Genomic DNA, 22,341 nt, shown 5'->3' with positions numbered 1-22,341 from the left:
CCTTATTTAAACCATGTACCTATCCATGAAATCCTCCCTCAAAGCCTCCCTGCTCAAGCTGATTTTAGTCGGTATCCTGTTCTACACCAGCTACGGCATCTCCAATCATTACGCGGCATCGCTGGACTATGTGCCTGAAATCGCTTTTGCATGGGAGAGCAATATTCCGTTTTGGGCATGGACGATTGTGCCTTATTGGTCGCTGAACCTGATGTATGCCGCGGCATTTTTTCTTTGTCGTGATATACATGAACAAAACCGATATGTAGCGCACCTTGTAGCCGCCCAACTGATTGCGACTGCTTGCTTTGTGCTGTTTCCGCTGCGTTTCGGGTGGCCTAAACCGCCTGCCAATGGACTGTCAGGCTGGCTGTTTGATTCATTGGCTGCATTTGATTTGCCGTACAACCAAGCACCATCTTTACATATCGCACTGGCGATTATCGTGGGTGCATTTTATTGGACGCGCTTTCCAAAAATCCGCCTGCCGCTTTTCTTATGGCAAAACCTGATTGCCTTGTCGGTACTGACGACTTATCAACATCATTTTATCGACGTGCCGACCGGAGCATTGCTCGGCTGGCTAGTGTTGTGGGCTTTTCCGCGTCAGATGACTTCACCGTTAAAACTGGGCTTGAGTAATGTACACTCAAAAAAGATTGCGTTGTTATATTTGCTTGGTGCGTGTTTGACGGCGTTACCCGCATTGCTGGGTGGAGCGTGGCTGTGGTTGATATGGATTAGCGTGTCTTTGCTGATGGTGGCTTTTGCCTATTTAACTGGAAATGTAGCCTTCTTCCAAAAACAGGCTAACGGTAAATTATCGGCAGCAGCGACGGTTTTGCTATTGCCTTATCTGGTGGGTGTACGGCTAAACATGGCGTATTGGTTACGCGGTAAGGCGAAAATGGCACCAGTCCGCAATGATGTATGGATTGGCAGCGTTTTGGGTATTTCAAACCATCTACCTGCTGTATTGGATGTATGCGCCGAATATCCCTGCTGTAGCTATCAGGGAGCATATCGCGCTCTGCCTTTACTGGATATGGTAACGCCGTTTGAAAACGATTTGGTTCAGACGGCCTTGATATTGGAAACCTTGCGCCAAAAACACGGCAAAGTGCTGGTATGTTGCGCTTTAGGTTATGGAAGAAGTGCCGCAGTGGTACTGACGTGGCTACTGGTTTATGGTGGCTGCCAAGACTTGGCGCAAGCAAAGGCAGAACTCAAACAGGCTCGGCCGCAAATGGTATTATCGCCGACCACCGCCCAAGCAGTCCAAGCTGCGGCCAACCGTTTAAAACAAGGATAATGATGGACAACGCAACCGATAGCCGTATTACTGCCCACCTGCTCTCTACCGCACATTATGTTGCCGCCTGCAACGCCTTGCTGCTCGCCTTGTCGGTAAAATATGGCGGCGCATGGTTTGCGGTACAACTTGTCTTGGCAACGGTTTTGTTGTACTGCCATATCCGCGTTCACTTCGATCGCCGCATATTCCAAGACTTTGCCGACAACTGCTACTCTCCTAAAGACTTCGACCACGCCTTACAGCAAAACGGTTTGCGTCAAATTTCAGGCAGCCGTACTTTGACCCAACGGATAAACGGCGCACTTTCCTTATGGCGCAAAAGCTTATACCTGACCGCCGCACAATTTTTAATTTTGCTTATCCAAAGCATTTGATTATTTTTGCTAATTTACCCAAACCAGATCTAGAGCGGTATCTCACTTCAAAAGGCAGAAACAATGAAAAACTTCCTCAAAAAACAACTTGCCTGGCTGACCGACCAAGCCTTATGTCTGTCGGTCTCTTTTCTTACGGGCGTACGCCCCAAAAGTCCGCGCGAGCTGGCATTCAATCAGCACCAAAAGGTCTATTACGCCAATCACGGCAGCCATGGTGATTTTGTATTGGTGTGGATTTCCCTGCCCCGCCGCTGGCGCTTGTCCACGCGCCCTGTCGCCGGTTCGGATTATTGGCTGACGAGCAAACTCAAACGCTTCATCATTCAAAATGTTTTCAACGCCTTGCTGATTCCGCGCCATAGCGATAATCCGCAAGCGATTACCGAACAGATGAAAGATGCGCTGAACGCAGGCGACTCTTTGATTATTTTCCCTGAAGGCACGCGTAACACTGACGACAACACCATCCTGCTGCCGTTTAAGTCCGGCATTTATCATCTGGCAAAAAGCAAACCCAATACCGAATTTGTGCCGATTTGGATCGACAACATCAGCCGCGTACTGCCAAAAGGCAAAATCCTGCCTATCCCGCTTTTGTGTGAAGTCCATATCGGACAACCGCTTACCTTGCAGGAAAACGAAGACAAAGACAGCTTTTTGACACGCAGCCGTGAAGCGCTGCTGGCACTCAGGCCGTCTGAAAACGACCGCAGCGAGCTTCGCCAAAATGAATCTGAAGTTCATCAAAACAAAGGAGGACAAGCATGAGCCTTTCTACGACTTCCCAACAAATCATTGTCGAACAAGCCGCCGCTCATCTGACTCCTCAAGCCAGCTATATTTTTGTCGGCGTATTTGCCGTATTGTGTTTTGCCAGCATCATCGGACAATGGCTCAAGCGTAAAAACGGCGCAGATAATGCCACCATCGCCAACCTCAATGCCCGCATTTACGCATGGTGGCTGATGACGCTGGTGTTGCTGGGCGCATTTTGGTTCGGCAAAATCGGGACGGTTGTACTGTTTTTCCTGATTTCATTTGCCGCACTGCGCGAATTTATGACCCTCGTCTATCGCCGACGCAGCGACTATTACAGCATGGTGGTCTGCTTTTACCTGCTTCTGCCGGTGCAATACTATTTCGTCTATGACGGCTGGTACGGCATGTTCAGCATTTTTATTCCGGTTTACGGCTTTTTGATACTGCCGATTATTGCCAGCCTCAGCGGCCAAACGGCATACTTTTTGGAACGCGCCGCCAAAACACAATGGATGGCGATGATTTGCATCTTCTGTCTGTCCCATGTTCCGGCGCTGATGTTTCTAGACTTGGACGGCTTCGATAATAGCAACAATATCCTGTTGCTGATCTTCCTGATTGGCGTGGTGCAAGTATCGGATGTGTTGCAATACGTTTGGGGCAAACTGATTGGCGGTGCAAAAATCATGCCTTCGCTTTCGCCATCAAAAACCATTTCCGGCACTGTCGGCGGTATTTTATCGGCCACGGCCATTGCCGCGCTGATGGCGCCGATTACGCCATTCTCCCACGGCCAAGCAGCCGTTATCGGCTTCATCGTCTGCCTGATGGGCTTCTTTGGCGGCCTGGTTATGTCTGCCATCAAACGCGATTACGGTGTCAAAGACTGGGGCAATATGATACGCGGACATGGTGGTATGCTTGACCGTGTGGATTCGATTTGTTTTGCCGCACCCGTGTTTTTCCACATCACCCGTTATTTCTGGAACGGCTAAACTTCAGGCCGTCTGAAAGATGTTTTCAGACGGCCTTGAATGTATGAAACTGCCAGCCCTGCCAATTCGTTATACAATACGTAACCATTGTTATTACACACACAACATGAATAAACCCTCTCCAATCTTTCCCATTTTTCTTGCTACGATTATCTTCGCCCTTATTGTTTGGTCAGGCATCAATCCCCATGACCGCGCGGTCTGGTACGCTGAAATCATCCCCGTAGCATCCGTATTCTTCCTTCTGGTTGCCACCTACCGCATTTTCCGCTTCAGCAACTTAGCCTACTTATTCATGAGTTTTTGGCTGATTATGCATTCCATCGGTGCATACTATACTTTTGCCGATGTGCCGTTTGAATCCATCAACCGCTTTGTCGAACCGATTTTGGGCGAAAACCGCAATCATTACGACCGTATTGCCCACTACATCATCGGCTTTTATGCCTACCCAATGGCTGAATGGCTGCTGCGTCGCAAGCTGTGCAACCTGCCGTTGGCCTTATTTTTCTCCCTATTCTTCATTATGAGCGTGGCTGCCGCCTATGAAATCATCGAATGGCAATATGCCGTCATCGACGGCGGAGAGGCCGGACTGGAATTCTTGGGTTCTCAAGGCGATATTTGGGACGCGCAAAAAGACATGCTTGCCGATACTTTGGGCGCGTTAACTTCTCTGTTTATTTTCGTGTTTACCCGACCCGATAAACGCTTGGGTTTCTCTTAAATCTACCCCTTTAAAGCAGAAGGCCGTCTGAAACCAGATTTTCAGACGGCCTTTTTTCATTTTTCTATCGCCATTATTGTAAAAATTAATAAATGCGATAGTTAAAAACATAAGCCGATTTTAAAACAAAATCCGTCATCAAAATTTTTAAGCACATGAAATATATAAAAAACAACGTCTGTTAAGATTTTGTAAACAATATGCCTACGTCAACCTGAATTTTTCGATTTGATTTAAGTCAGCATATCTTGTGTCATTAATCCATAAAATATTCGGAATTCTACAAAATATTGATTAACCCGATAGAGGTTATCATCAAGACGAGGAACACAAAATGCAGAAAATTCCAGAATTGGTCTGCCCCGCCGGCAACCTGCCTGCACTGAAAACCGCTGTGGACAACGGTGCGGACACGGTTTACATGGGTTTGAAAGATGCGACCAATGCACGAAACTTTCCAGGACTGAATTTCGATATGAAATCTGCGCGGGAAGGCGTAGCTTACGCCCATGCGCGCGGGCGCAATGTACTGATGGCCATCAATACATTCGCACAAGCCGGCCAAGTAGAGCGTTGGCACGCCGCTGTGGATACGGCGGCGGATTTGGGTGCCGATGCGATTATTGTTGCCGACCCCGCTATCATGGCGTATGCGACAGACAAACATCCGAATTTACGCCTGCATATGTCGGTACAAGGTTCGGCCACCAATTACGAAGCCATCAATATGATGAAAGAGCTATTCGGCATCCGTCGTGCCGTTTTGCCGCGCGTGCTGACCATCGATCAGGTCAAACATGTAATTGACAATACTGATGTGGAAATTGAAGTCTTTGGCTTCGGCAGTTTGTGTGTGATGGTGGAAGGCCGTTGCATCTTGTCGAGCTATGCAACAGGCGAATCGCCCAATATGCAAGGTGTCTGCTCTCCGGCAAAATCCGTCCGCTGGGAACAACTGCCCGACCGCATGAACGTACGTCTAAACCAGGTATTGATAGACCAATACAAACCCAATGAACCGGCAGGTTATCCAACCTTGTGCAAAGGCCGCTTTGAAGTCAATGATGAAACCTACTATGCTTTGGAAGAACCAACCAGCCTGAATGTTTTGGAAATGTTGCCCGAACTCATCAAAATCGGTGTATCCGCCATCAAAATCGAGGGACGCCAACGCAGTCCGATGTATACGGCGCAAGTAACCAAATCCCTGCGCCAAGCACTGGATGCAGCCGCAGCCGACCCGTCGCATTTCAAAGTCAATCCGTCCTGGAACAATGCCTTGAGCAAAGTTTCGGAAGGTCATCAGACAACTTTGGGCGCATACAACCGCCCATGGAAATAAGGGGAAGAAAATGAATTCATTGAAATTATCGCTGGGCCCTATTTTATTTTTCTGGCAAAAAGAAGCCCTACTGGAATTTTACGTTTCCATGCTGGATACGCCGTTGGATACGGTCTATTTGGGCGAGGTAGTCTGCTCACGCCGTCAGAAAATGCGCTTTGCCGACTGGTTCGGACTGGCTGAAGACTTGGCGGAAAGCGGTAAGGAGATTATTCTTTCTTCACAAGTCCTGCTCGAAAGCGAATCCGATCTGAAACGCCTGCGCAAAATCACGGAGCAGGGAAAGTTTAAAGTTGAAGCCAACGACATGGGTGCGGTCAAATTGGCACGCGAACACGGCATCCCGTTTGTTGCCGGCGCAAGCCTGAATATCTACAACGAAACCACTTTGGACGTATTCCGAAAATTAGGGGCATTCCGCTGGATTACACCGTCCGAGCTGAGCCGCGATAAGGTTGCCGAAATCATCAAGGCTTCAGACGGCATTGAAACCGAACTCTTCGCTTGGGGCAAAATGCCGCTTGCCTATTCATCACGTTGCTTTACCGCCCGCCATTACAATTTGAATAAAGACAGTTGCGAGTTCCGCTGCCTCGACCACGAGCACGGTATGGCCATGAATACGCGCGAAGGCCAGCCGTTTCTCACCATCAACGGCATCCAAACCATGTCTTACGGCTGCCAAAACCTACTGCCCCACCATGAAAACTTGAATAAAATCGGCGTGAATATGCTCAGACTGTCGCCACAAATGCACGGCATGGCTGAAATTATCCAAATTCACCGCGATGTATTGGACGGAAAAGCCACATGGGAAGATATCCGCCCCGAGTTGGAACGACTGACTACCGGAACACTGGTTGACGGCTATTGGCGCGGTCAGCCCGGTATTGAAACCGTGAAGGAGGCATATTATGGCGCTGCCTGAAATCATATTACCCAAATGGATGGCAAAAATCGGTACCAAACTTCCCGGCAAACCTCCACGCTTTGTTTTGGTCTCCGTATTGAATACCATGCTGAAAAAAGGTTTACTGCCTGCCGATATGGAACTTTTTGCCGGAAGAAAATTCGAAATCGAAGTTTTGGATGCCGGTATCAAAGTGCGGTTTAGTGCCGATACGGAAAAATTCCTGGACGACAACTTCAGCGGCGCCCCCGATCTGAGGTTGGCGGCCAATGGTATAGACTTCATGCGCATGATGATGCGCGAGGAAGATCCCGATACCTTATTTTTCAACCGTAAATTGCAAATCGAAGGCGATACGGAACTGGGGCTAATTACCAAAAACTTACTCGACAGCGTCGAGTGGCCTTTCAGCGAATGGTTCCTGAAACGCAGTACGTCCACTTTGGATTGATTAATTTTGGTTGAACCAAGAACAAAGGCCGTCTGAATGTTTCAGACAGCCTTATATATTTCACCTCTTTGATATGTCTGGTTTTATCAAATATAAAAAAGCGTACCTTATTAGGTACGCTTTTTTCAATCCGACTCAAAATTAGAATTTTGCGCCAGACTCATTTGCCATAAAGTCAACAGCTGCTTTAACTTCATCATCGCTCAGGCTACCATTGCCACCTTTAGCCGGCATAGAATTAAAGCCTTCGATAGCATGTTTGTGCAGAGTGTCTTTACCTTGTTTAATGCGAGGAGCCCAGTCTTCTTTTTTACCTACGACAGGAGCGCCTGGAATCAAACCGCCATGACATGTTTTACAGTTAGCTTCAAAAACAGCTTTGCCGTCTACCTTAACCGGAGCTGCTTCTGCTTTTTCAGCAGGTTTGGCTTCAGCAGCAGGAGCAGCTTTAGCATCTGAAGCAGCTTTATCGGCAGCAGGAACTGAAGCAGCCGCTGGAGCAGAAGCATCGGCAGGTTGAGCTGCCGGAGCAGGCTCGGCTTTTTTAGCAGGAGCTTTTTTACCGTCTTTGTTGGACAAACCCCAAACATAAGCGGTCATGATGTGCAGCTTGTCTTTGTCGAGGAAGTGACCCCAAGCAGGCATTTGGCTGCTGCGGCCGTTGGTAATGGTTTCGGTAATCGCTTTTTGAGTACCGCCCCACAACCATACATCGTCGGTCAGATTCGGGCCGAGGCCTTGGATACCTTGACCTTTGTCGCCGTGACAAGTGAAACAGTTGGCAGGTGGGCCGCTAAACAGGGCTTTACCGCGTTCTGCACGTTCTTCGTCGTATTGACCTTTAGGTTTAGAAAGAGACATAACATACTGTGTTACGTTTTTCACTCCTTCTTCACCCAAAGCAGGACCCCATGCTGGCATAGAGGCAGTACGGCCTTTTTCAATGGTTTCCTGAATTTTTTCAGGTTCGCCACCCCACAACCAATCGTCGTCGGTCAAATTCGGGAAGCCTTTGGAGCCTTTGGCATCTGAGCCGTGACATTGGATACAGTAGGTATTGAAAAGGTTTTGTGCAATAGCACGGGCTTCAGGGTCTTTAGCCACTTTCTCAATCGGCATATTGGAAAATTTAGCATACACTTTACCGTATTGCTGATTGGCTTTGGCAACTTCTTCTTCATATTGACCATGGCTGCTCCAGCCCCACAGGCCTTTGTAATCGCCGATACCTGGATACATAATCAGGTAGCCGACGCCAAACAACCATGTGCAGACATAAAGCCAAAACCACCAACGTGGCAGAGGGTTATTGTACTCCGAAATGCCGTCCCACTCATGACCTGTGGTTTTTACTTCTTCGCCTTTTTTAGGGCGTTTCACAACGTTTTGCGAAAGCAGAAGCCAAGCCAGGCCGATGAAGCTGAGCACGACGATAACGGCAATATATATACTCCAGAAACTACTGGTAAATTGGGATGTTGTGTTCATTATTTTGCTCCGTGATCACGGACTGACTGAGCTTGATCGTCCTTTTCAGACGGCCTTTGTTCGTCATTATCGAAAATACTGCTGGCAGCATCGTCATAGTTTTTCTTATTGCGTCTATTGAACACAATATAGAGGACTAAAATAAAGCTGATGAATACCCAAACAGTAAAGAGCGAGCGAGCCCAGTTAGCGTCCATGATGTTACCTTACGTTTTTCAATGCCAAGCCCAAGCCTTGCAGGTAGGCGATAACAGCGTCCAGCTCTGATTTGTTGGCCAGCATTTCAGGTGCTTTGGCAATTTCTTCATCGCTGTAAGGTGTACCCACTTTACGCAGGGCTTTCATATGCGCCACAGTTGCCTCGGCATCGACTTTATTGCGTGCGAGCCATGGGAATGCAGGCATATTGGACTCCGGCACAACGTCGCGCGGGTTCAGCAGGTGGATGCGGTGCCATTCATCGGAATAACGGCCGCCGACACGAGCCAAATCCGGACCGGTACGTTTAGAACCCCATTGGAACGGATGGTCATAAACAGACTCACCGGCAACAGAGTAATGACCGTAACGTTCAGTTTCTGCACGGAATGGACGAATCATTTGAGAGTGGCAGTTGTAGCAGCCTTCGCGCACATAAATATCGCGACCTGCCACTTGCAGGGCGTTATATGGTTTCACGCCGGGTGCAGGTTCAGTAACTGCCTTGGAGAAGAACAGCGGGACAGCCTCGATCAGAAGGCCGACGCTGACTACAAGCAGGGTGAATACAATCAGTACACCAACTTTTTCTTCAGCTAATTGTTGCAATTTCATTTTGGTAGCCTATCTTTCTTATTATTAGTGGTGTTGGGTTTGAGAAACCGCAGGAATCTCAGCATCAACCGCTTTACCACTGATAGCAGTACGGTAAACGTTATATGCCATGATGCACATACCGCTCAGGTACAGAAGACCGCCGGTGAAACGAATCATGTAGTAAGGCATGGTACGTTTTACGGATTCAACGAAGGAATAAGTCAGTGTGCCGTCGTCATTCAAAGAACCCCACATCAGGCCTTGCATCACACCGGCAATCCACATTGCAGCGATATACAGAACCACGCCGATGGTCGCAATCCAGAAATGCGCCTCAACCAATTTGGTGCTGTACATTTCATTTTTGCCGAACAAGCGGGGAATCATGTAGTAAACGGAACCGATGGTTACAAAGCCCACCCAGCCCAATGCACCGGCGTGAACGTGTGCAACAGTCCAGTCAGTATAGTGGCTCAGAGCGTTAACTGTTTTGATAGACATCATCGGGCCTTCGAAGGTAGACATACCGTAGAAGGACAGAGATACGATCAAGAATTTCAAAATCGGGTCGGTACGCAGTTTGTCCCATGCACCAGACAGAGTCATAATACCGTTGATCATACCGCCCCAAGAAGGTGCGAACAGGATCAAAGACAATACCATACCCAAAGATTGAGTCCAGTCAGGCAATGCGGTGTAGTGCAAGTGGTGAGAACCTGCCCACATATAAGTGAAAATCAAAGCCCAAAAGTGAACAACGGACAAGCGGTAAGAGTAAATAGGACGACCTGCTTGTTTTGGTACGAAGTAGTACATCATACCCAAGAAACCGGCTGTCAGGAAAAAGCCCACCGCATTGTGGCCGTACCACCATTGAACCATCGCATCAATCGCACCAGAGTAAACTGGGTAAGATTTCATCAAACCAGCAGGGATGCTGATATTATTGACGATGTGCAACAGCGCAACAGCCAAGATAAAGCCGCCGTAGAACCAGTTGGCAACGTAAATATGTTTGATTTTACGTTTGGCAATCGTACCGAAGAATACGATAGCGTAGGCAACCCACACCAGCGTAATCAAAATGTCGATAGGCCATTCCAACTCGGCGTATTCTTTACCTTGGGTATAACCCATAGGCAAGCTGATAGCCGCAGCCACGATGACAGCCTGCCAACCCCAGAAGGTAAATGCAGGCAACCAACCGCCAAACAGACGGGTATTACATGTACGTTGAACAACGTAGTATGATGTACCGATCAAACCGCAACCACCGAATGCAAAAATAACCGCATTGGTATGCAGCGGACGCAGGCGACCAAAGTGGAACCAAGGTCCAATTTCAGATAAATCAAGGGATGGAGCAAATAATTGGGCGGCTACAATTACACCGACCAACATGCCCACAATACCCCAAACTACAGTCATGATGGCGAACTGGCGCACCACTTTGTAGTTATAAGTTTGTGTGTCCATGGAAGTCTCCATAAATTATGGGTATAAAAAATTTTTATCTCACCCCAACCCTTACGTTTATGAAAAGCGCAATACGGCTAAGGCTCAAATTTTTCTAAATTTAACATAGACACCACAACATGCCAAGCAAAATTACATTCCATATTGCATAAAACCTTTAGTGAGAGATAATCTCATTTCTTTTATAATCAATAAATTATTTAAACATATCCAATAAATCGGACACAGCATTTTTTCAAGCCCCCTTTTTCGTACAAATTTATTGATATAGATTAAACCTAACCTTTAAAAACACTTATCCTTAATAAACTTTAGCAAACTATACAATAGCTATGATTAATTACAAAATCACCCCCAACTTTCTGTCTCATGAATGGCACATCACCTTATCATTCACTCAAACCAATGATTCTGAAACAGAAATCAGCCTGCCGAACTGGGTTCCCGGCAGCTACCTCATCCGTGACTTTGCCCGCCACATCACACACATCAGTGCGCGCTGCAACGGCAAAGCCCAGCTGCTGACACAAACCAGCAAAAACCATTGGCAAACCCCTGCCCTCAGTGGAGCGTGGGAAATTTACTACACCGTCTACGCATTCGACTTGTCTGTTCGCGGCTCGTTCCTCAGTACCGAGCGCGGCTTTTTCGACGGCGCATGCCTCTTCTTAAAAGTACATGGACAAGAGGAACAACCGCACCAAGTCGAATTTCCTACCCTGCCACACACATGGCAGATAGCCACAACCCTGCCCAAAATTTCGGCGACCACTTTTCAGACGGCCTCATATGCCGAGCTTATTGATCACCCCATTGAAACAGGCATCATCGAATTCCTCGACTTTAAAGCACAAGGCATTCCCCACCGTATTGCATTAAGCGGTATCTACCCCGATTTCGACCGCACCCGCTTCCTCGCCGATATTCAAAAAATATGCGAAACCGAGTTGGCGATGTTCCCCTCCCCTGCCCCGTTTACCGAATACCTTTTCCTATTGCATCTAGGTGACAACCTCTACGGCGGACTAGAACACATCAGCAGCACCGCCCTTCTTGCCGACCGCCACAGTCTGCCATCTTACGATATGGGCGAAGCCGATAAAGCCTATACCGAACTGCTCGGCCTCTTCTCCCATGAATACTTCCATGCATGGAATGTTAAATCCATCAAACCGGCCGTCTTCGCACCTTACAATCTCGACCAAGAAAACTACACCGAGCAACTTTGGGCATTTGAAGGCATTACGTCCTACTACGATGACCTCTTTCTAGCCCGAAGCAAAACCATCAGCTCCGAAGCCTACCTTACCCTGCTTGCACAAGGCATTACACGCGTACAGCAAACCCAAGGCCGTCTGAAACAAACACTTGCCCAATCCAGTTTCAGCGCATGGGACAAGTTCTACAAACAAGACGAAAACAGCCCCAACGCCATCGTCAGCTACTATCAAAAAGGCGCACTAGCCGCACTTTGCCTCGACCTTATCATCCGTGAAAAAAGCCAAGGCAAATACACCCTCGACAGCGTGATGCAGCAACACTATCGCGACTGGCGCAATACTCATCAAGGCATACCCGAAAAACACTGGCAATCCCGTTGTCAAGAAATAACCGGTTTAGATTTAGAAACCTTCTTTCAGACGGCCTTATACAGCACCGAAGACCTTCCGCTCGCAGAATGCCTGCAAAGCGTAGGTGTCAAACTTGACTTCATCCCCCTGCCACGCCAGCACGGCGGAGCATTTGCCAGCGAACCCCAATTGGTTGCCCCCGCCAACGATCTGGGCGCACGTTTCAAACAAAGCAGCGATCATGCCGTCCTGACTCATGTATTTAATGGCGGTAGCGCAGAAAATGCCGGACTCTGCCCACAAGACAAAATCATCGCCTTAGGTGGCTATGCCTGCAACGACCTTGCAACACAGTGGAGCAAACTGCCTATCGGCACGCACACCACCATCCATTTCTTCCGCCAAGGCCTGCTTCGCGAAACCAGCATCACAGTTCAAGCAGCAGAAGCCAATACTGCCCTGCTGCACATTACCGATCGCCAAAAACTCGAAAACTGGTTGTACAATCATTAAATAAAACTTCAAACGGCCTGCCACTTCCTAGGCCGTCTGAAATCTACATATCCATTTAATATAAAGAAAGGAAAAACTATGCCCATCCGTAAACTGACCGACTCCCTCTATATCGCCCCCCAACTGACCGAAGCAGATGCCCAAGAAGCCGTACGTCTCGGCATCCAAACCGTCATCTGCAACCGCCCGGACGGCGAAGAAGAAAACCAACTGGCTTTTGCCGAAGTACAAAACTGGTTTAAAGAGGCCGGCATCAACCAATTTTCCCACCTGCCCGTCGTTGCGCCTCAAATCAACGCAGCCGATGTTGCAGCCTTCCAAAATCTGTTGCAACAATCTCCGGCTCCCATTCTTGCCTTCTGCCGCACCGGTACTCGCTGCTCCCTGCTTTGGGGTTATCATCAAGTGCAACACGGCGCATCCGTAGCCGAAGTAGTTGCCGCAGCCGAACAGGCAGGCGTCAATCTCAGCAACTTTGAGACCCGCCTGCAAGAAGCCAAAGATAAAGGTCTGGCTTAATACTTAATTTATATAAGTAGCAGCCTTTAAACCAAGGCCGTCTGAAACCCATCTTTCAGACGGCCTAATGACTTTTATTCACAATCAAACCTTATTTTTAATTTATTTCCACTATCCTAAAAATATATTTTCTAAATCAAACCCGAATTGACCTGTATCAATACCCTGACCCTATTTTCATTTATAATGCCTTTCAATGCTTCAGGGCCATGCCCGAATCTTCCAGTTTCCTCGATAAGAGCCAGCTCTCTTATTAAATGATTTTTCTTTCCTCTTGATGTGTGTGTGTTTGGGTGTGGCCGAAAGCCACCCCCTTTTTTTTATACCTACCCTCTTGAAGGCCGTCTGAAAACTTTCAGACGGCCTTTCCTTTCCCCTCACAAAAATAGTATAAAATCTCCTTATCGTTCAAACCACAAACTCAAAATACCATGGTCAACAAACTCACTCCCCCTCCAAGCCTGCCCGATCCGCAAGACCTCCGTGCCGTTATCGCTTACAACATGCGCCTCTACCGCGTTAATCACGGCTGGTCGCAAGAAGAACTGGCACGCCAATGCGGACTTGACCGCACCTACGTCTCCGCCGTCGAGCGCAAACGCTGGAACATCGCCCTTTCCAACATCGAAAAAATCGCATCCGCGCTTAAAATCGCCCCTTACAAACTCCTCCTTCCGCCGCAAGAGATGCTCCGCCAAATGACCGAGCCTGCCAATACCCAAGCCTAATTCACAGCCAGACACCATCATGACCGCCGCCCAACAAGCCATCCAAACCTACCAGCAGCAAAAAGCCGCAGCAGAAACTGCCTACCGCCAAAACAACCGTCCTACCGTTTACTTCCGCGACCATATCGCCGCTGCCGAAACCCTGCTGCAAACCCTCTGGCAAATCCATTTTCCCAACAGCAATGACATCAGTCTGATTGCCATCGGTGGCTTCGGACGTTGTGAACTCTACCCCCATTCTGACTGGGACTTAGCGATTATTTCCTCCACTCCTTTTTCAGACGGCCTGCAACAACAAACCACCCAATTTATCCAAACCCTTTGGGACGCACGCCTCAATCCGGCCATCAAAAGCGGCAGCATAGAAGAAATCCTCCAAAGCACCCAAAACGACATTACCGGCGAAACCGCCTTTCTTGAAGCACGCCATCTCCAAGGCAATGCTAGCCTTACCGCCCAACTTCTAAACAAACTCAACACACGTCGCAACACAGCCGCCTTTATCGAAGCCAAACTCCTCGAAATGGAGCAACGCCATACCAAATCCCAAGGCACAGGCGCACAACTCGAACCCAACATCAAAACCTGCCCCGGCGGCCTGCGCGACATCCACACACTTATCTGGACAGCCAAAGCACAAGGCATAGACAGCAACCCCACCGCCCTCGTTACCGCCGGTGTCCTTACACGCACCGAAGCCGGCATGCTGGCCCATGGCTACCGCCGTCTCGCCAATATCCGCATCCACCTCCACCTTACCGCCGACCGCCCCGAAGACAGGCTGCTTTTCGACTACCAGTCCCAAGTTGCCGAAAGCTTAGGCTATACCCAACCCGACATCCGCGGCCGAAGCGAAGCCCTGATGCACACCTTCTACCGCGCCACCAAAGCCATCAAACAACTCAACGGCATCCTCATACCGGTTCTCAAAAACCATCAAACCTCCAGCCGTCCCCAACATATCCACCCCATCGACAGCCACTACAAACGCATCGGCCACCAAATCGCCGCCAACGACCTTGCCCTGTTTGAACAAAATCCCGAACACATCTTCACCATCATCCAAACCATGCAGGAGCAAAACATCACCACCATCGAGCCGCAAACCCTGCGCGCATGGTGGGCGGCCACACGAAAAATCAACACCCGTTTCACCCAAAATCCAGAAAACCGCCGCCGCTTTATCCAATTCTTCAAGCACGGCACCGGCCTTACCCAAACCCTCCGTTTTCTCAACCTCTACGGCGTACTTGGCCGCTATCTTTCCGCATGGGAAAAAATCACCGGCCTGCTCCAACACGACCTCTTCCATATTTACCCCGTAGACGACCACATCCTGACCGTCGTCCGCAATATGCGCCGTCTCGCCATCGAAACCCACAGCCACGAAATGCCCGAAGCTAGCGCCATCATGCAGGCCTACCCACGACCGCATGTCCTCTACACCGCCGCCCTGTTGCACGACATTGCCAAAGGCCGTGGCGGTGATCACGCCAAAGAAGGCATCAAAGACGCACAACAATTCGCCGCCAACCACTACTACACCGAAGAAGAAAGCCACCTCCTCGCATGGCTGGTTGAAAACCACCTACTCATGTCCACCGTTGCCCAAAAAGAAGACATCCAAGACCCGCACGTCCTCCAAGCTTTCTGCCGCCGCATTCCCACACGCGAATACCTCGACGCACTCTACCTGCTTACCATTGCCGACATCCGCGGCACCAACCCCAAACTTTGGAACACATGGCGCGCCAGTCTGCTCCAAACCCTCTACCACAGCACCGCCGCCGTTTTAAACAGCAAACACCACGATCCCGAACGCCTCCCAAACCGACGCGAACAAGCCTCGACCGATCAGCTCACGCGCGCGGCCGTTCCCCTCAAAAACCAACAAAAACTCCGCCGCATCCTCGGCAGCGCATACTACGTCCGCCATCAAACGCGAGAAATCCTCTGGCACACCGCAAACCTCGCCTACGACACCCAAAGTCCGGCCGTCCGCAGCCGTATCCTCCCCCAAAGCAACAGCCTTCAAGTCATGGTGTTCATGCCCAATGGCGACCGCCTCTTCGCACGCCTCTGCCGCATTTTCAGCAGCCACCGCTTCGACATCCAAGCCGCCCGCGCCTTCATCACCGAGCACGACTACATCCTTGACACCTTTATCCTGCAACTCCCCGACAATCTCCCGCCCGAAGAATATCCCGACCGCCAAAGCGCACTTGAAGCCGAACTCAACAGCTTCATCCACGGCAATACCACCGTCCAAAAACAAAGCGGCCGCCCGCACATCAGCCGCCGCATCCGCCACATCCCCATTCCGCCTACCGTAATCATCACCCCCGAAGAAGATTATCCCGGCTGGCACACCATAGACATCACCGCCGTCAACCGCCCCCACCTCCTCGCCGACATCGCCGAGACCTTCTTCGCCCACAACATCAGCCTGCGCTACGCCAAAATTACCACCTTGGATCAGCGCATTGAGGACAGCTTCATTACCTACAGCCCATCCCTGCAAGACCCGCAAATCCAAAACACCCTAAAGCAGGCATTGGTCGAAGTCTTAACCCCATAAAGGCCGTCTGAACATCTTAAAAACATAGGGTGAGCATTTTTTGCTCACCCTAATCGCACCCAAAAATATAAACATCCTGAATATACCCTTCTCAAACACTCAAGAAATCCAAAGCCTTAAAATTCGAAACCAAAACTTCCTTCTGACATAAAACTACATTCTAAAATCATAACCCATATGGATATAATTTCAGTAACAAATTTTCATTCACCTATTATGCCAAATCCCCTTCAAAAATCCTTCCTTCCAAATTTTTTCCTTATCCGTATTCAAACAAAATACGCATAAAAAATAAAACTCATAAAAAACAAAAAAATAAAATCAAAAAATATTAAACTCACCGATTAATCCATAAAATCACCACCCATCCAAATCAATTAACATATTATTGAAACAAGATTAATTTCTGATAAAAAACGTCACATGACCAAACTCGCACACACTCCCTGTCACAAAAAACACAAAACTGACAAAAAACGTCAACCCCCTAATTTCTCTAAAATCCTGAAACTTTCAAACAAAACATCACAAAATTTAAAATTTTAAAAATAATCCCAATAAAAACAATAAATAAAAAATAAAAAATAAATTTTTTAATCAATTTTGCGCACTTGGCACACCGACTGCTTGAAACAACACGTCCGATAAGGCCCAAGCCTCAAAGCAGCAAGCCCGACGGAAGCTGTATATTCCTTCTTACTTATGGTTTACTCATAATACATAGTGCCAAGCACATTACGGACTTTTTACTTAAACACAATTATTCACACTTTCAAACTGGAGTTTTAAACAATGAAAGCAATCCAAAAAGGTTTTACCCTGATCGAATTGATGATCGTCATCGCGATTATCGGCATCTTGGCAGTTATCGCCCTGCCTGCATACCAAGACTACACTGCACGTGCTCAAGTTTCTGAAGCCATCTCTTTGATGGAAGGTCAAAAGTCTGCTGTTGTTGAATACTATGCAGATAAAGGTAAATGGCCTAAAAATAATACAGAGGCTGGTATCGCAGCACCTACCGATATTAAAGGTAAATACGTTGCTCAAGTTGCTGTAGGCACAAATGGTGTTCTGACTGCAACAATGAAAAATACTGATGTCAATAATGATATTAAAGGTAAAACAGTTATGTTATCACCTGATGTAACTGGTAATGCTACCTCTTCTAAAGGTTCTTTCACTTGGACCTGTAAGAAAGGTACTGTTGATAGCAAATTCTTGCCTTCTTCTTGCCGTTAATAATTTGTTACCAACAAATTTAAAAGCTTAAAGAGCAAATCCCATAATGTGATTATGGGATTTGCTTTATAAAAATAAAAAAAACTTAAAAACGATACGCTCAAATGAATACCCCATTTCAAGCCCAAAAAGGTTTTACCCTAATTGAGCTGATGATAGTTATCGCCATCCTCGGTATTCTGGTTGTTGTCGCCATACCCACTTATCAAAACTATATCGGTAGGGCGCAAGCCTCCGAAGCACTATACCTTGCCGACGACCTGAAAACCGAAATCAGCATTGCCTCAGCGGTAAATAATCGCCTGCCCAATGCAGAGGATGTCAGTAAACAAGGCTCAATCGGCGTTACCGCTCAACGCATCGGCGGCACATACATCCAAAACGGTGGCGTAACTGTAGAAGCAGATACAGGCAAAATCAGCATTCCTTTCGATAAAGGGCAAAACAAAGGCAAAGTCCTGACCCTGACCCCTTATCGAAATCATAACGATTCGACTTGGTTGCTCAACTGGCAATGCGGCGGAACGCTGGATCCGATAATGGTTCCCGCCATGTGCCGTGACAACTCACACGGATAAGAAGCAAGCATATACCCTAAGAAAAACACACAAATACATTGCAAAGAAAACACCCCAAACAAAGCCAAATACAAACGCGGAAAGCGAACAAACCAAAAGAACAAAACTCTCCAAAACAAGGTCCTTAAGAGCCTGAATGATCACATTACGAAAATAAATGCCGTCTGAAATCATTTTCAGACGGCCTCTTTATATCCAATCCTAATATGACATAAAACTTTGGTCTTGATTAGTTTCAGACGGCCTTCATCTTTTCACCACTACATAAAACAAATTCGCAACACCCCTGATAAGACAATTTGTCGCACATCTGAACTCAATATATAATTTAACCATGCAAGTCTTTATTTTTAAGCATTTTTCATTTTCAAAACATATATTATCGACACTGGGAGAACCATCATGCCTCATCTAAACTTGGACAAAACGGATTTAAAAATTCTGCAGGTTTTGCAGGAAAATGGGCGGTTGAGCAATGTTGAGCTTTCTGAAAAGGTGGCGCTCTCCCCTTCTCCCTGCCTGCGCCGTCTCAAACAGCTTGAAGATGCTGGCATCATTCAAAAATATGCCGCCCAGCTTTCCCCTGTCTCTTTGGGCTTGGGTTTGCAGGCTTTTATCCGTGTATCGATTAGCAAGGCAAAAGATGCGCGCGAGGATTTTTCCGAATCTGTCCGCGCTTGGCCGGAAGTATTGAGCTGCTTTGCTTTAACGGGCGAAACCGATTATCTGCTCCATGCCTTTTTTACCGATATGAACGCGTTTTCCCATTTTGTTTTGGACACGCTGCTTTCGCACCACGGCGTGCAAGATGCGCAATCAAGTTTTGTGTTGAAAGAAATTAAAAACACGACTGCTCTGCCTTTGGTTCATTTGGTTCAGGATTGATGATTTGAAACCGATAAAGGCCGTCTGTTTTTCAGACGGCCTTTTAAATTCCAATGGTTTGCTTTCATGTCCATACACTTGTATACTTTTTAAGAATAATTCACATAAGCTTTTACTATGACTGACACCACCCATCTCGATAGCAATACTGTTTCAGAACATACCAAACAATGGCTGGAAAAAGCCGTTATCGGGCTGAATCTCTGCCCGTTTGCCAAAGCGCCGCACGTTAAAAACCTGGTTCGCATCGTTGTCAGCGAAGCCCGTCATTTGGATGGTTTCCTTGAAGACTTGGATCGTGAATTGCAGCTTCTGGGCAATACGCCCGCTTCGGAATTGGAAACCACTTTACTGGTTCATCCAACGCTGTTCCCTGATTTTGAAACCTTCAACCAAATGTTGGAAATCGCCGATGATGCCGTTGTAGAAAACGAATTGGAAGGCATTGTCCAAATTGCGCCGTTCCATCCTGACTTCCAATTTGAAGGCACTGAAGCCGACAACATCAGCAACTACACCAATCGCTCACCCTACCCGACTTTGCACTTGATTCGTGAAGACAGTATTGCCAAAGCGGCTGAAGCATTTCCCGATGCCTCGGCAATTTTTGACCGCAATATCGCGCTGCTGGAAAAAATGGGGCATGAGGGCTGGGATAAATTAGACATTCCGCGTTGTCCATTTCCACATCACAAGCCGTCTGAAAACAAATAATTGGTGACGGGAATATGGTTCGCTATTTATTGATTTTTTGCGGCGCATTGTCGCTCGTCTTGGGCATTATTGGCATTTTCCTGCCATTACTGCCGACTACGCCTTTCATTTTATTGACCGCCGCCTTCTGGGCAAAAGCTTCGCCGCGCTTTCACAATTGGCTGTATCATCACCGCCATTTCGGCCCGATCATACAAAACTGGGAAAATAACGGCGCCGTGCCACGCAAGGCAAAATTCTTCGCTATCGGCATGATGGCCCTTTCTTGCCTGTTTATGTTTTGGCAATTTCCAGAACGCTGGTGGATGGGTGCCGTTTCATCAGTCTTCTGTAGCTGCGTGGCAGTGTGGATGTGGTTACGGCCGGAGGCATAAAATAAAACAGGTGGGCATTTTCGCTTACCTGTTTTTTATTTTCACACCTAATTTATCCATTAAAACAATCAGTAAGGACTAAAACACCCTATTTCATCCTCATTTTTCAGACGGCCTCCATTTATTCAATCAAATGTAAATTTTAGCTAAAATTAATTCAAAGTATTTTTTCGATAGCATTATTTTCAATATTTCAAACTCCTGTTTCAAAAACATTTTTTTACTACTTTCGACTACTTCCCTCCCTTTTATTTCTTTATTTGTATCAACATTTCTTTTGATTCCAACACTCTAAACCGTCCCTTAACACTTGCTTTGCGTTATACTTTCCCCTGACACCACCGCGCAGTTCGTCTGGATATTTTCAGACGGCCTGAATATTTCACCGCCGTGCTTTCTCAACGAAGTTCCTCACGGCGCAACAGAATAAAAAGGAAATACTATGCGCTATCTCTCATTTTTACTGCTTCTTGCCGCCTTTCCTGCTGCGGCATCCGATTTTGACGGCTCATCCGCAAGCCTGCTTTGGGGTCTGCCGTTTGCACTGATTCTCTTGTCTATTGCACTCGGACCTCTGTTTTTCTCCCATACTTGGCACCACCACTTCGGCAAAATTACGGCGTTTTGGACGCTGCTGTTTTTAACTCCATTCATCGTAACCTTTGGTTTCGGAGCCGGCGTACATACCGTTGCCCATGCATTGGTTGAAGAATATATCCCCTTTATCCTGCTGCTTTTGGCGCTCTATACCATTTCAGGCGGTATTTTTGTCAGCGGCGATTTGCATGGTTCGCCTAAATTGAACACAATCCTGTTGGCAGTCGGTACGGCTTTGTCTTCCATCATGGGGACAACAGGCGCGGCGATGCTGATGATTCGTCCGCTTTTGAAAGCCAACCATAAACGCCACTACCGCGTTCACATTGTGATTTTCTTCATTTTCTTGGTGGCAAATATCGGCGGTGGTCTGACTCCTTTAGGCGATCCTCCGCTGTTCTTAGGATTCCTGAAAGGCGTAGATTTCATGTGGACGGTCAAACACATGCTGATGCCTGTATTGATCAGTTCTGTGGTTTTACTGGCCGTTTTCTACATCATCGACAGCCGACACTTCAACCGTGAACAAAGCGAACACCTTGCTCCTGCTCCTTCCGATAAAGAAGAAAAAGTCAAAATTTACGGCAAATGGAATTTCCTGTTGCTGGCCGGTGTAGTCGGCGCGGTTTTATTGTCCGGCTTGTGGAAACCAAATCATCCGGGCTTTGAAATCTTGGGCAGCCATTACGCCTTGCAAAACCTGATGCGCGATGGCATTTTGCTGGCTTTGACCGCCGTATCTTGGATTATTACGCCCAAACAGGTACGCGCAGGCAATGAGTTCAACTTCGAGCCGATTGCCGAAGTGGGCAAACTGTTTTTGGGTATTTTCATTACCATTTCCCCCGTCTTGGCAATTTTGAAAGCCGGTGAAACAGGCGCATTGGCTTCTGTTGTTTCTTTGGTTCACGACGCGGCAGGCAATCCGATTAATGTGATGTATTTCTGGATGAGCGGCATTTTGTCGGCATTCTTAGATAATGCGCCGACTTATTTGGTGTTCTTCAATATGGCCGGTGGCGATGCCCAAGCCTTGATGACAGGCCATCTGTTCCATTCGCTACTGGCAGTATCCATGGGTTCCGTATTTATGGGCGCGCTCACTTATATCGGTAATGCGCCAAACTTCATGGTCAAAGCCATTGCCGAACAACGCGGCGTACCGATGCCTTCCTTCTTCGGCTACATGGCATGGTCGGTAATTGTATTGGTACCGCTGTTTGCCCTGCATACGATGATTTTCTTCGTTTGGCAGCTCTTTTAAACTTAGAGGCCGTCTGAAATTCAGACGGCCTTTTATTTTCAGCTATATCATCAAACATAGCGTTTAAATATCAATCAGTTAAAAATTATTTCTCTTAACACTCGATTACATACTCCTACTTTTTTCCCACTTTTCCCGTAAAA

General features: G+C 47.6%; 22 protein-coding genes. 18 read left to right on the top strand and 4 right to left on the bottom strand.

What is annotated here, in order from left to right; genetic code table 11:
• Positions 1–13 precede the first annotated feature (13 nt).
• From HMPREF2865_RS07985 to HMPREF2865_RS07950, 8 genes are all read left to right on the top strand, one after another.
• Positions 14–1,312, top strand: a complete 1,299-nt coding sequence (locus tag HMPREF2865_RS07985; RefSeq protein WP_070646656.1) for a phosphatase PAP2/dual specificity phosphatase family protein — start codon at positions 14–16, stop codon at positions 1,310–1,312.
• Between the two features lie 2 nt (positions 1,313–1,314).
• Positions 1,315–1,689 (top strand): hypothetical protein, encoded by a 375-nt coding sequence (locus HMPREF2865_RS07980; RefSeq protein ID WP_070646655.1) that lies wholly within the window; start codon positions 1,315–1,317, stop codon positions 1,687–1,689.
• A 63-nt stretch (positions 1,690–1,752) separates the two neighbouring features.
• On the top strand, positions 1,753–2,460 hold the full coding sequence (locus tag HMPREF2865_RS07975) for a lysophospholipid acyltransferase family protein (protein WP_070646654.1): 708 nt from the start codon (positions 1,753–1,755) through the stop codon (positions 2,458–2,460).
• Entirely contained in the window at positions 2,457–3,446 is a 990-nt protein-coding gene (locus HMPREF2865_RS07970; RefSeq protein ID WP_070646653.1) for a phosphatidate cytidylyltransferase, read from the top strand. Before HMPREF2865_RS07975 ends, HMPREF2865_RS07970 begins: the two co-directional genes overlap by 4 nt.
• 106 nt (positions 3,447–3,552) lie before the next feature.
• Positions 3,553–4,173 (top strand): DUF2238 domain-containing protein, encoded by a 621-nt coding sequence (locus HMPREF2865_RS07965; protein ID WP_070646683.1) that lies wholly within the window; start codon positions 3,553–3,555, stop codon positions 4,171–4,173.
• A gap of 334 nt (positions 4,174–4,507) precedes the next feature.
• On the top strand, positions 4,508–5,515 hold the full coding sequence (locus HMPREF2865_RS07960; protein ID WP_070646652.1) for a ubiquinone anaerobic biosynthesis protein UbiU: 1,008 nt from the start codon (positions 4,508–4,510) through the stop codon (positions 5,513–5,515).
• Positions 5,516–5,525: 10 nt separating this feature from the next.
• Positions 5,526–6,443 carry a U32 family peptidase gene (locus HMPREF2865_RS07955; RefSeq protein ID WP_070646651.1) on the top strand — a complete coding sequence of 306 codons (918 nt, stop codon included), beginning with the start codon at positions 5,526–5,528 and terminating at the stop codon, positions 6,441–6,443.
• Positions 6,430–6,876, top strand: coding sequence for a ubiquinone anaerobic biosynthesis accessory factor UbiT (locus tag HMPREF2865_RS07950; RefSeq protein WP_049323906.1), 447 nt, complete (start codon positions 6,430–6,432; stop codon positions 6,874–6,876). The genes HMPREF2865_RS07955 and HMPREF2865_RS07950 overlap by 14 nt, the downstream gene beginning before the upstream one ends.
• A gap of 141 nt (positions 6,877–7,017) precedes the next feature.
• Here HMPREF2865_RS07950 and ccoP read toward each other — a convergent pair whose 3' ends face one another.
• Genes ccoP through ccoN form a run of 4 tightly spaced genes read right to left on the bottom strand, consistent with a single transcriptional unit; the run spans position 7,018 to position 10,635 of the window.
• On the bottom strand, positions 7,018–8,364 hold the full coding sequence (gene ccoP, locus HMPREF2865_RS07945; protein ID WP_083309584.1) for a cytochrome-c oxidase, cbb3-type subunit III: 1,347 nt from the start codon (positions 8,362–8,364) through the stop codon (positions 7,018–7,020).
• Positions 8,364–8,561, bottom strand: coding sequence for a cbb3-type cytochrome oxidase subunit 3 (locus tag HMPREF2865_RS07940; RefSeq protein ID WP_003748776.1), 198 nt, complete (start codon positions 8,559–8,561; stop codon positions 8,364–8,366). The genes ccoP and HMPREF2865_RS07940 overlap by 1 nt, the downstream gene beginning before the upstream one ends.
• 4 nt (positions 8,562–8,565) lie before the next feature.
• On the bottom strand, positions 8,566–9,177 hold the full coding sequence (gene ccoO, locus HMPREF2865_RS07935; protein WP_063075589.1) for a cytochrome-c oxidase, cbb3-type subunit II: 612 nt from the start codon (positions 9,175–9,177) through the stop codon (positions 8,566–8,568).
• Between the two features lie 24 nt (positions 9,178–9,201).
• The gene (gene ccoN, locus HMPREF2865_RS07930) at positions 9,202–10,635 is read right to left on the bottom strand and encodes a cytochrome-c oxidase, cbb3-type subunit I (protein ID WP_210399358.1); all 1,434 of its coding nucleotides are present in this window, start codon (positions 10,633–10,635) and stop codon (positions 9,202–9,204) included.
• Between the two features lie 332 nt (positions 10,636–10,967).
• Here ccoN and HMPREF2865_RS07925 point away from each other — a divergent pair, with 332 nt between their 5' ends.
• From HMPREF2865_RS07925 to HMPREF2865_RS07875, 10 genes are all read left to right on the top strand, one after another.
• Positions 10,968–12,719: a M61 family metallopeptidase gene (locus HMPREF2865_RS07925; protein WP_070646649.1), complete on the top strand. Its 1,752-nt coding sequence runs from the start codon at positions 10,968–10,970 to the stop codon at positions 12,717–12,719.
• A 78-nt stretch (positions 12,720–12,797) separates the two neighbouring features.
• Entirely contained in the window at positions 12,798–13,238 is a 441-nt protein-coding gene (locus HMPREF2865_RS07920) for a TIGR01244 family sulfur transferase (protein ID WP_070646648.1), read from the top strand.
• 431 nt (positions 13,239–13,669) lie between these two features.
• Positions 13,670–13,966 carry a helix-turn-helix domain-containing protein gene (locus HMPREF2865_RS07915; protein WP_070646647.1) on the top strand — a complete coding sequence of 99 codons (297 nt, stop codon included), beginning with the start codon at positions 13,670–13,672 and terminating at the stop codon, positions 13,964–13,966.
• Positions 13,967–13,985: 19 nt separating this feature from the next.
• The gene (gene glnD, locus HMPREF2865_RS07910; RefSeq protein ID WP_070646646.1) at positions 13,986–16,544 is read left to right on the top strand and encodes a [protein-PII] uridylyltransferase; all 2,559 of its coding nucleotides are present in this window, start codon (positions 13,986–13,988) and stop codon (positions 16,542–16,544) included.
• Between the two features lie 792 nt (positions 16,545–17,336).
• Positions 17,337–17,786: a pilin gene (locus HMPREF2865_RS07905; protein ID WP_070460312.1), complete on the top strand. Its 450-nt coding sequence runs from the start codon at positions 17,337–17,339 to the stop codon at positions 17,784–17,786.
• A gap of 104 nt (positions 17,787–17,890) precedes the next feature.
• Positions 17,891–18,364 (top strand): pilin, encoded by a 474-nt coding sequence (locus tag HMPREF2865_RS07900; protein WP_070460313.1) that lies wholly within the window; start codon positions 17,891–17,893, stop codon positions 18,362–18,364.
• 402 nt (positions 18,365–18,766) lie between these two features.
• Positions 18,767–19,249, top strand: coding sequence for an Lrp/AsnC family transcriptional regulator (locus tag HMPREF2865_RS07890; protein ID WP_003684427.1), 483 nt, complete (start codon positions 18,767–18,769; stop codon positions 19,247–19,249).
• 117 nt (positions 19,250–19,366) lie between these two features.
• Positions 19,367–19,963 carry a DUF1415 domain-containing protein gene (locus HMPREF2865_RS07885; RefSeq protein ID WP_070460316.1) on the top strand — a complete coding sequence of 199 codons (597 nt, stop codon included), beginning with the start codon at positions 19,367–19,369 and terminating at the stop codon, positions 19,961–19,963.
• A 14-nt stretch (positions 19,964–19,977) separates the two neighbouring features.
• Entirely contained in the window at positions 19,978–20,337 is a 360-nt protein-coding gene (locus HMPREF2865_RS07880; protein ID WP_070460318.1) for a YbaN family protein, read from the top strand.
• Positions 20,338–20,779: 442 nt separating this feature from the next.
• Positions 20,780–22,198 carry a sodium:proton antiporter gene (locus tag HMPREF2865_RS07875; RefSeq protein ID WP_070646644.1) on the top strand — a complete coding sequence of 473 codons (1,419 nt, stop codon included), beginning with the start codon at positions 20,780–20,782 and terminating at the stop codon, positions 22,196–22,198.
• Positions 22,199–22,341 lie beyond the last annotated feature (143 nt).

The organism is Neisseria sp. HMSC073G10 (genome assembly GCF_001812605.1).
Lineage (GTDB): Bacteria > Pseudomonadota > Gammaproteobacteria > Burkholderiales > Neisseriaceae > Neisseria > Neisseria subflava_A.
Note: the sequence above shows the minus strand (reverse complement) of the source record. Positions and strands in the feature narration are given on the sequence as shown.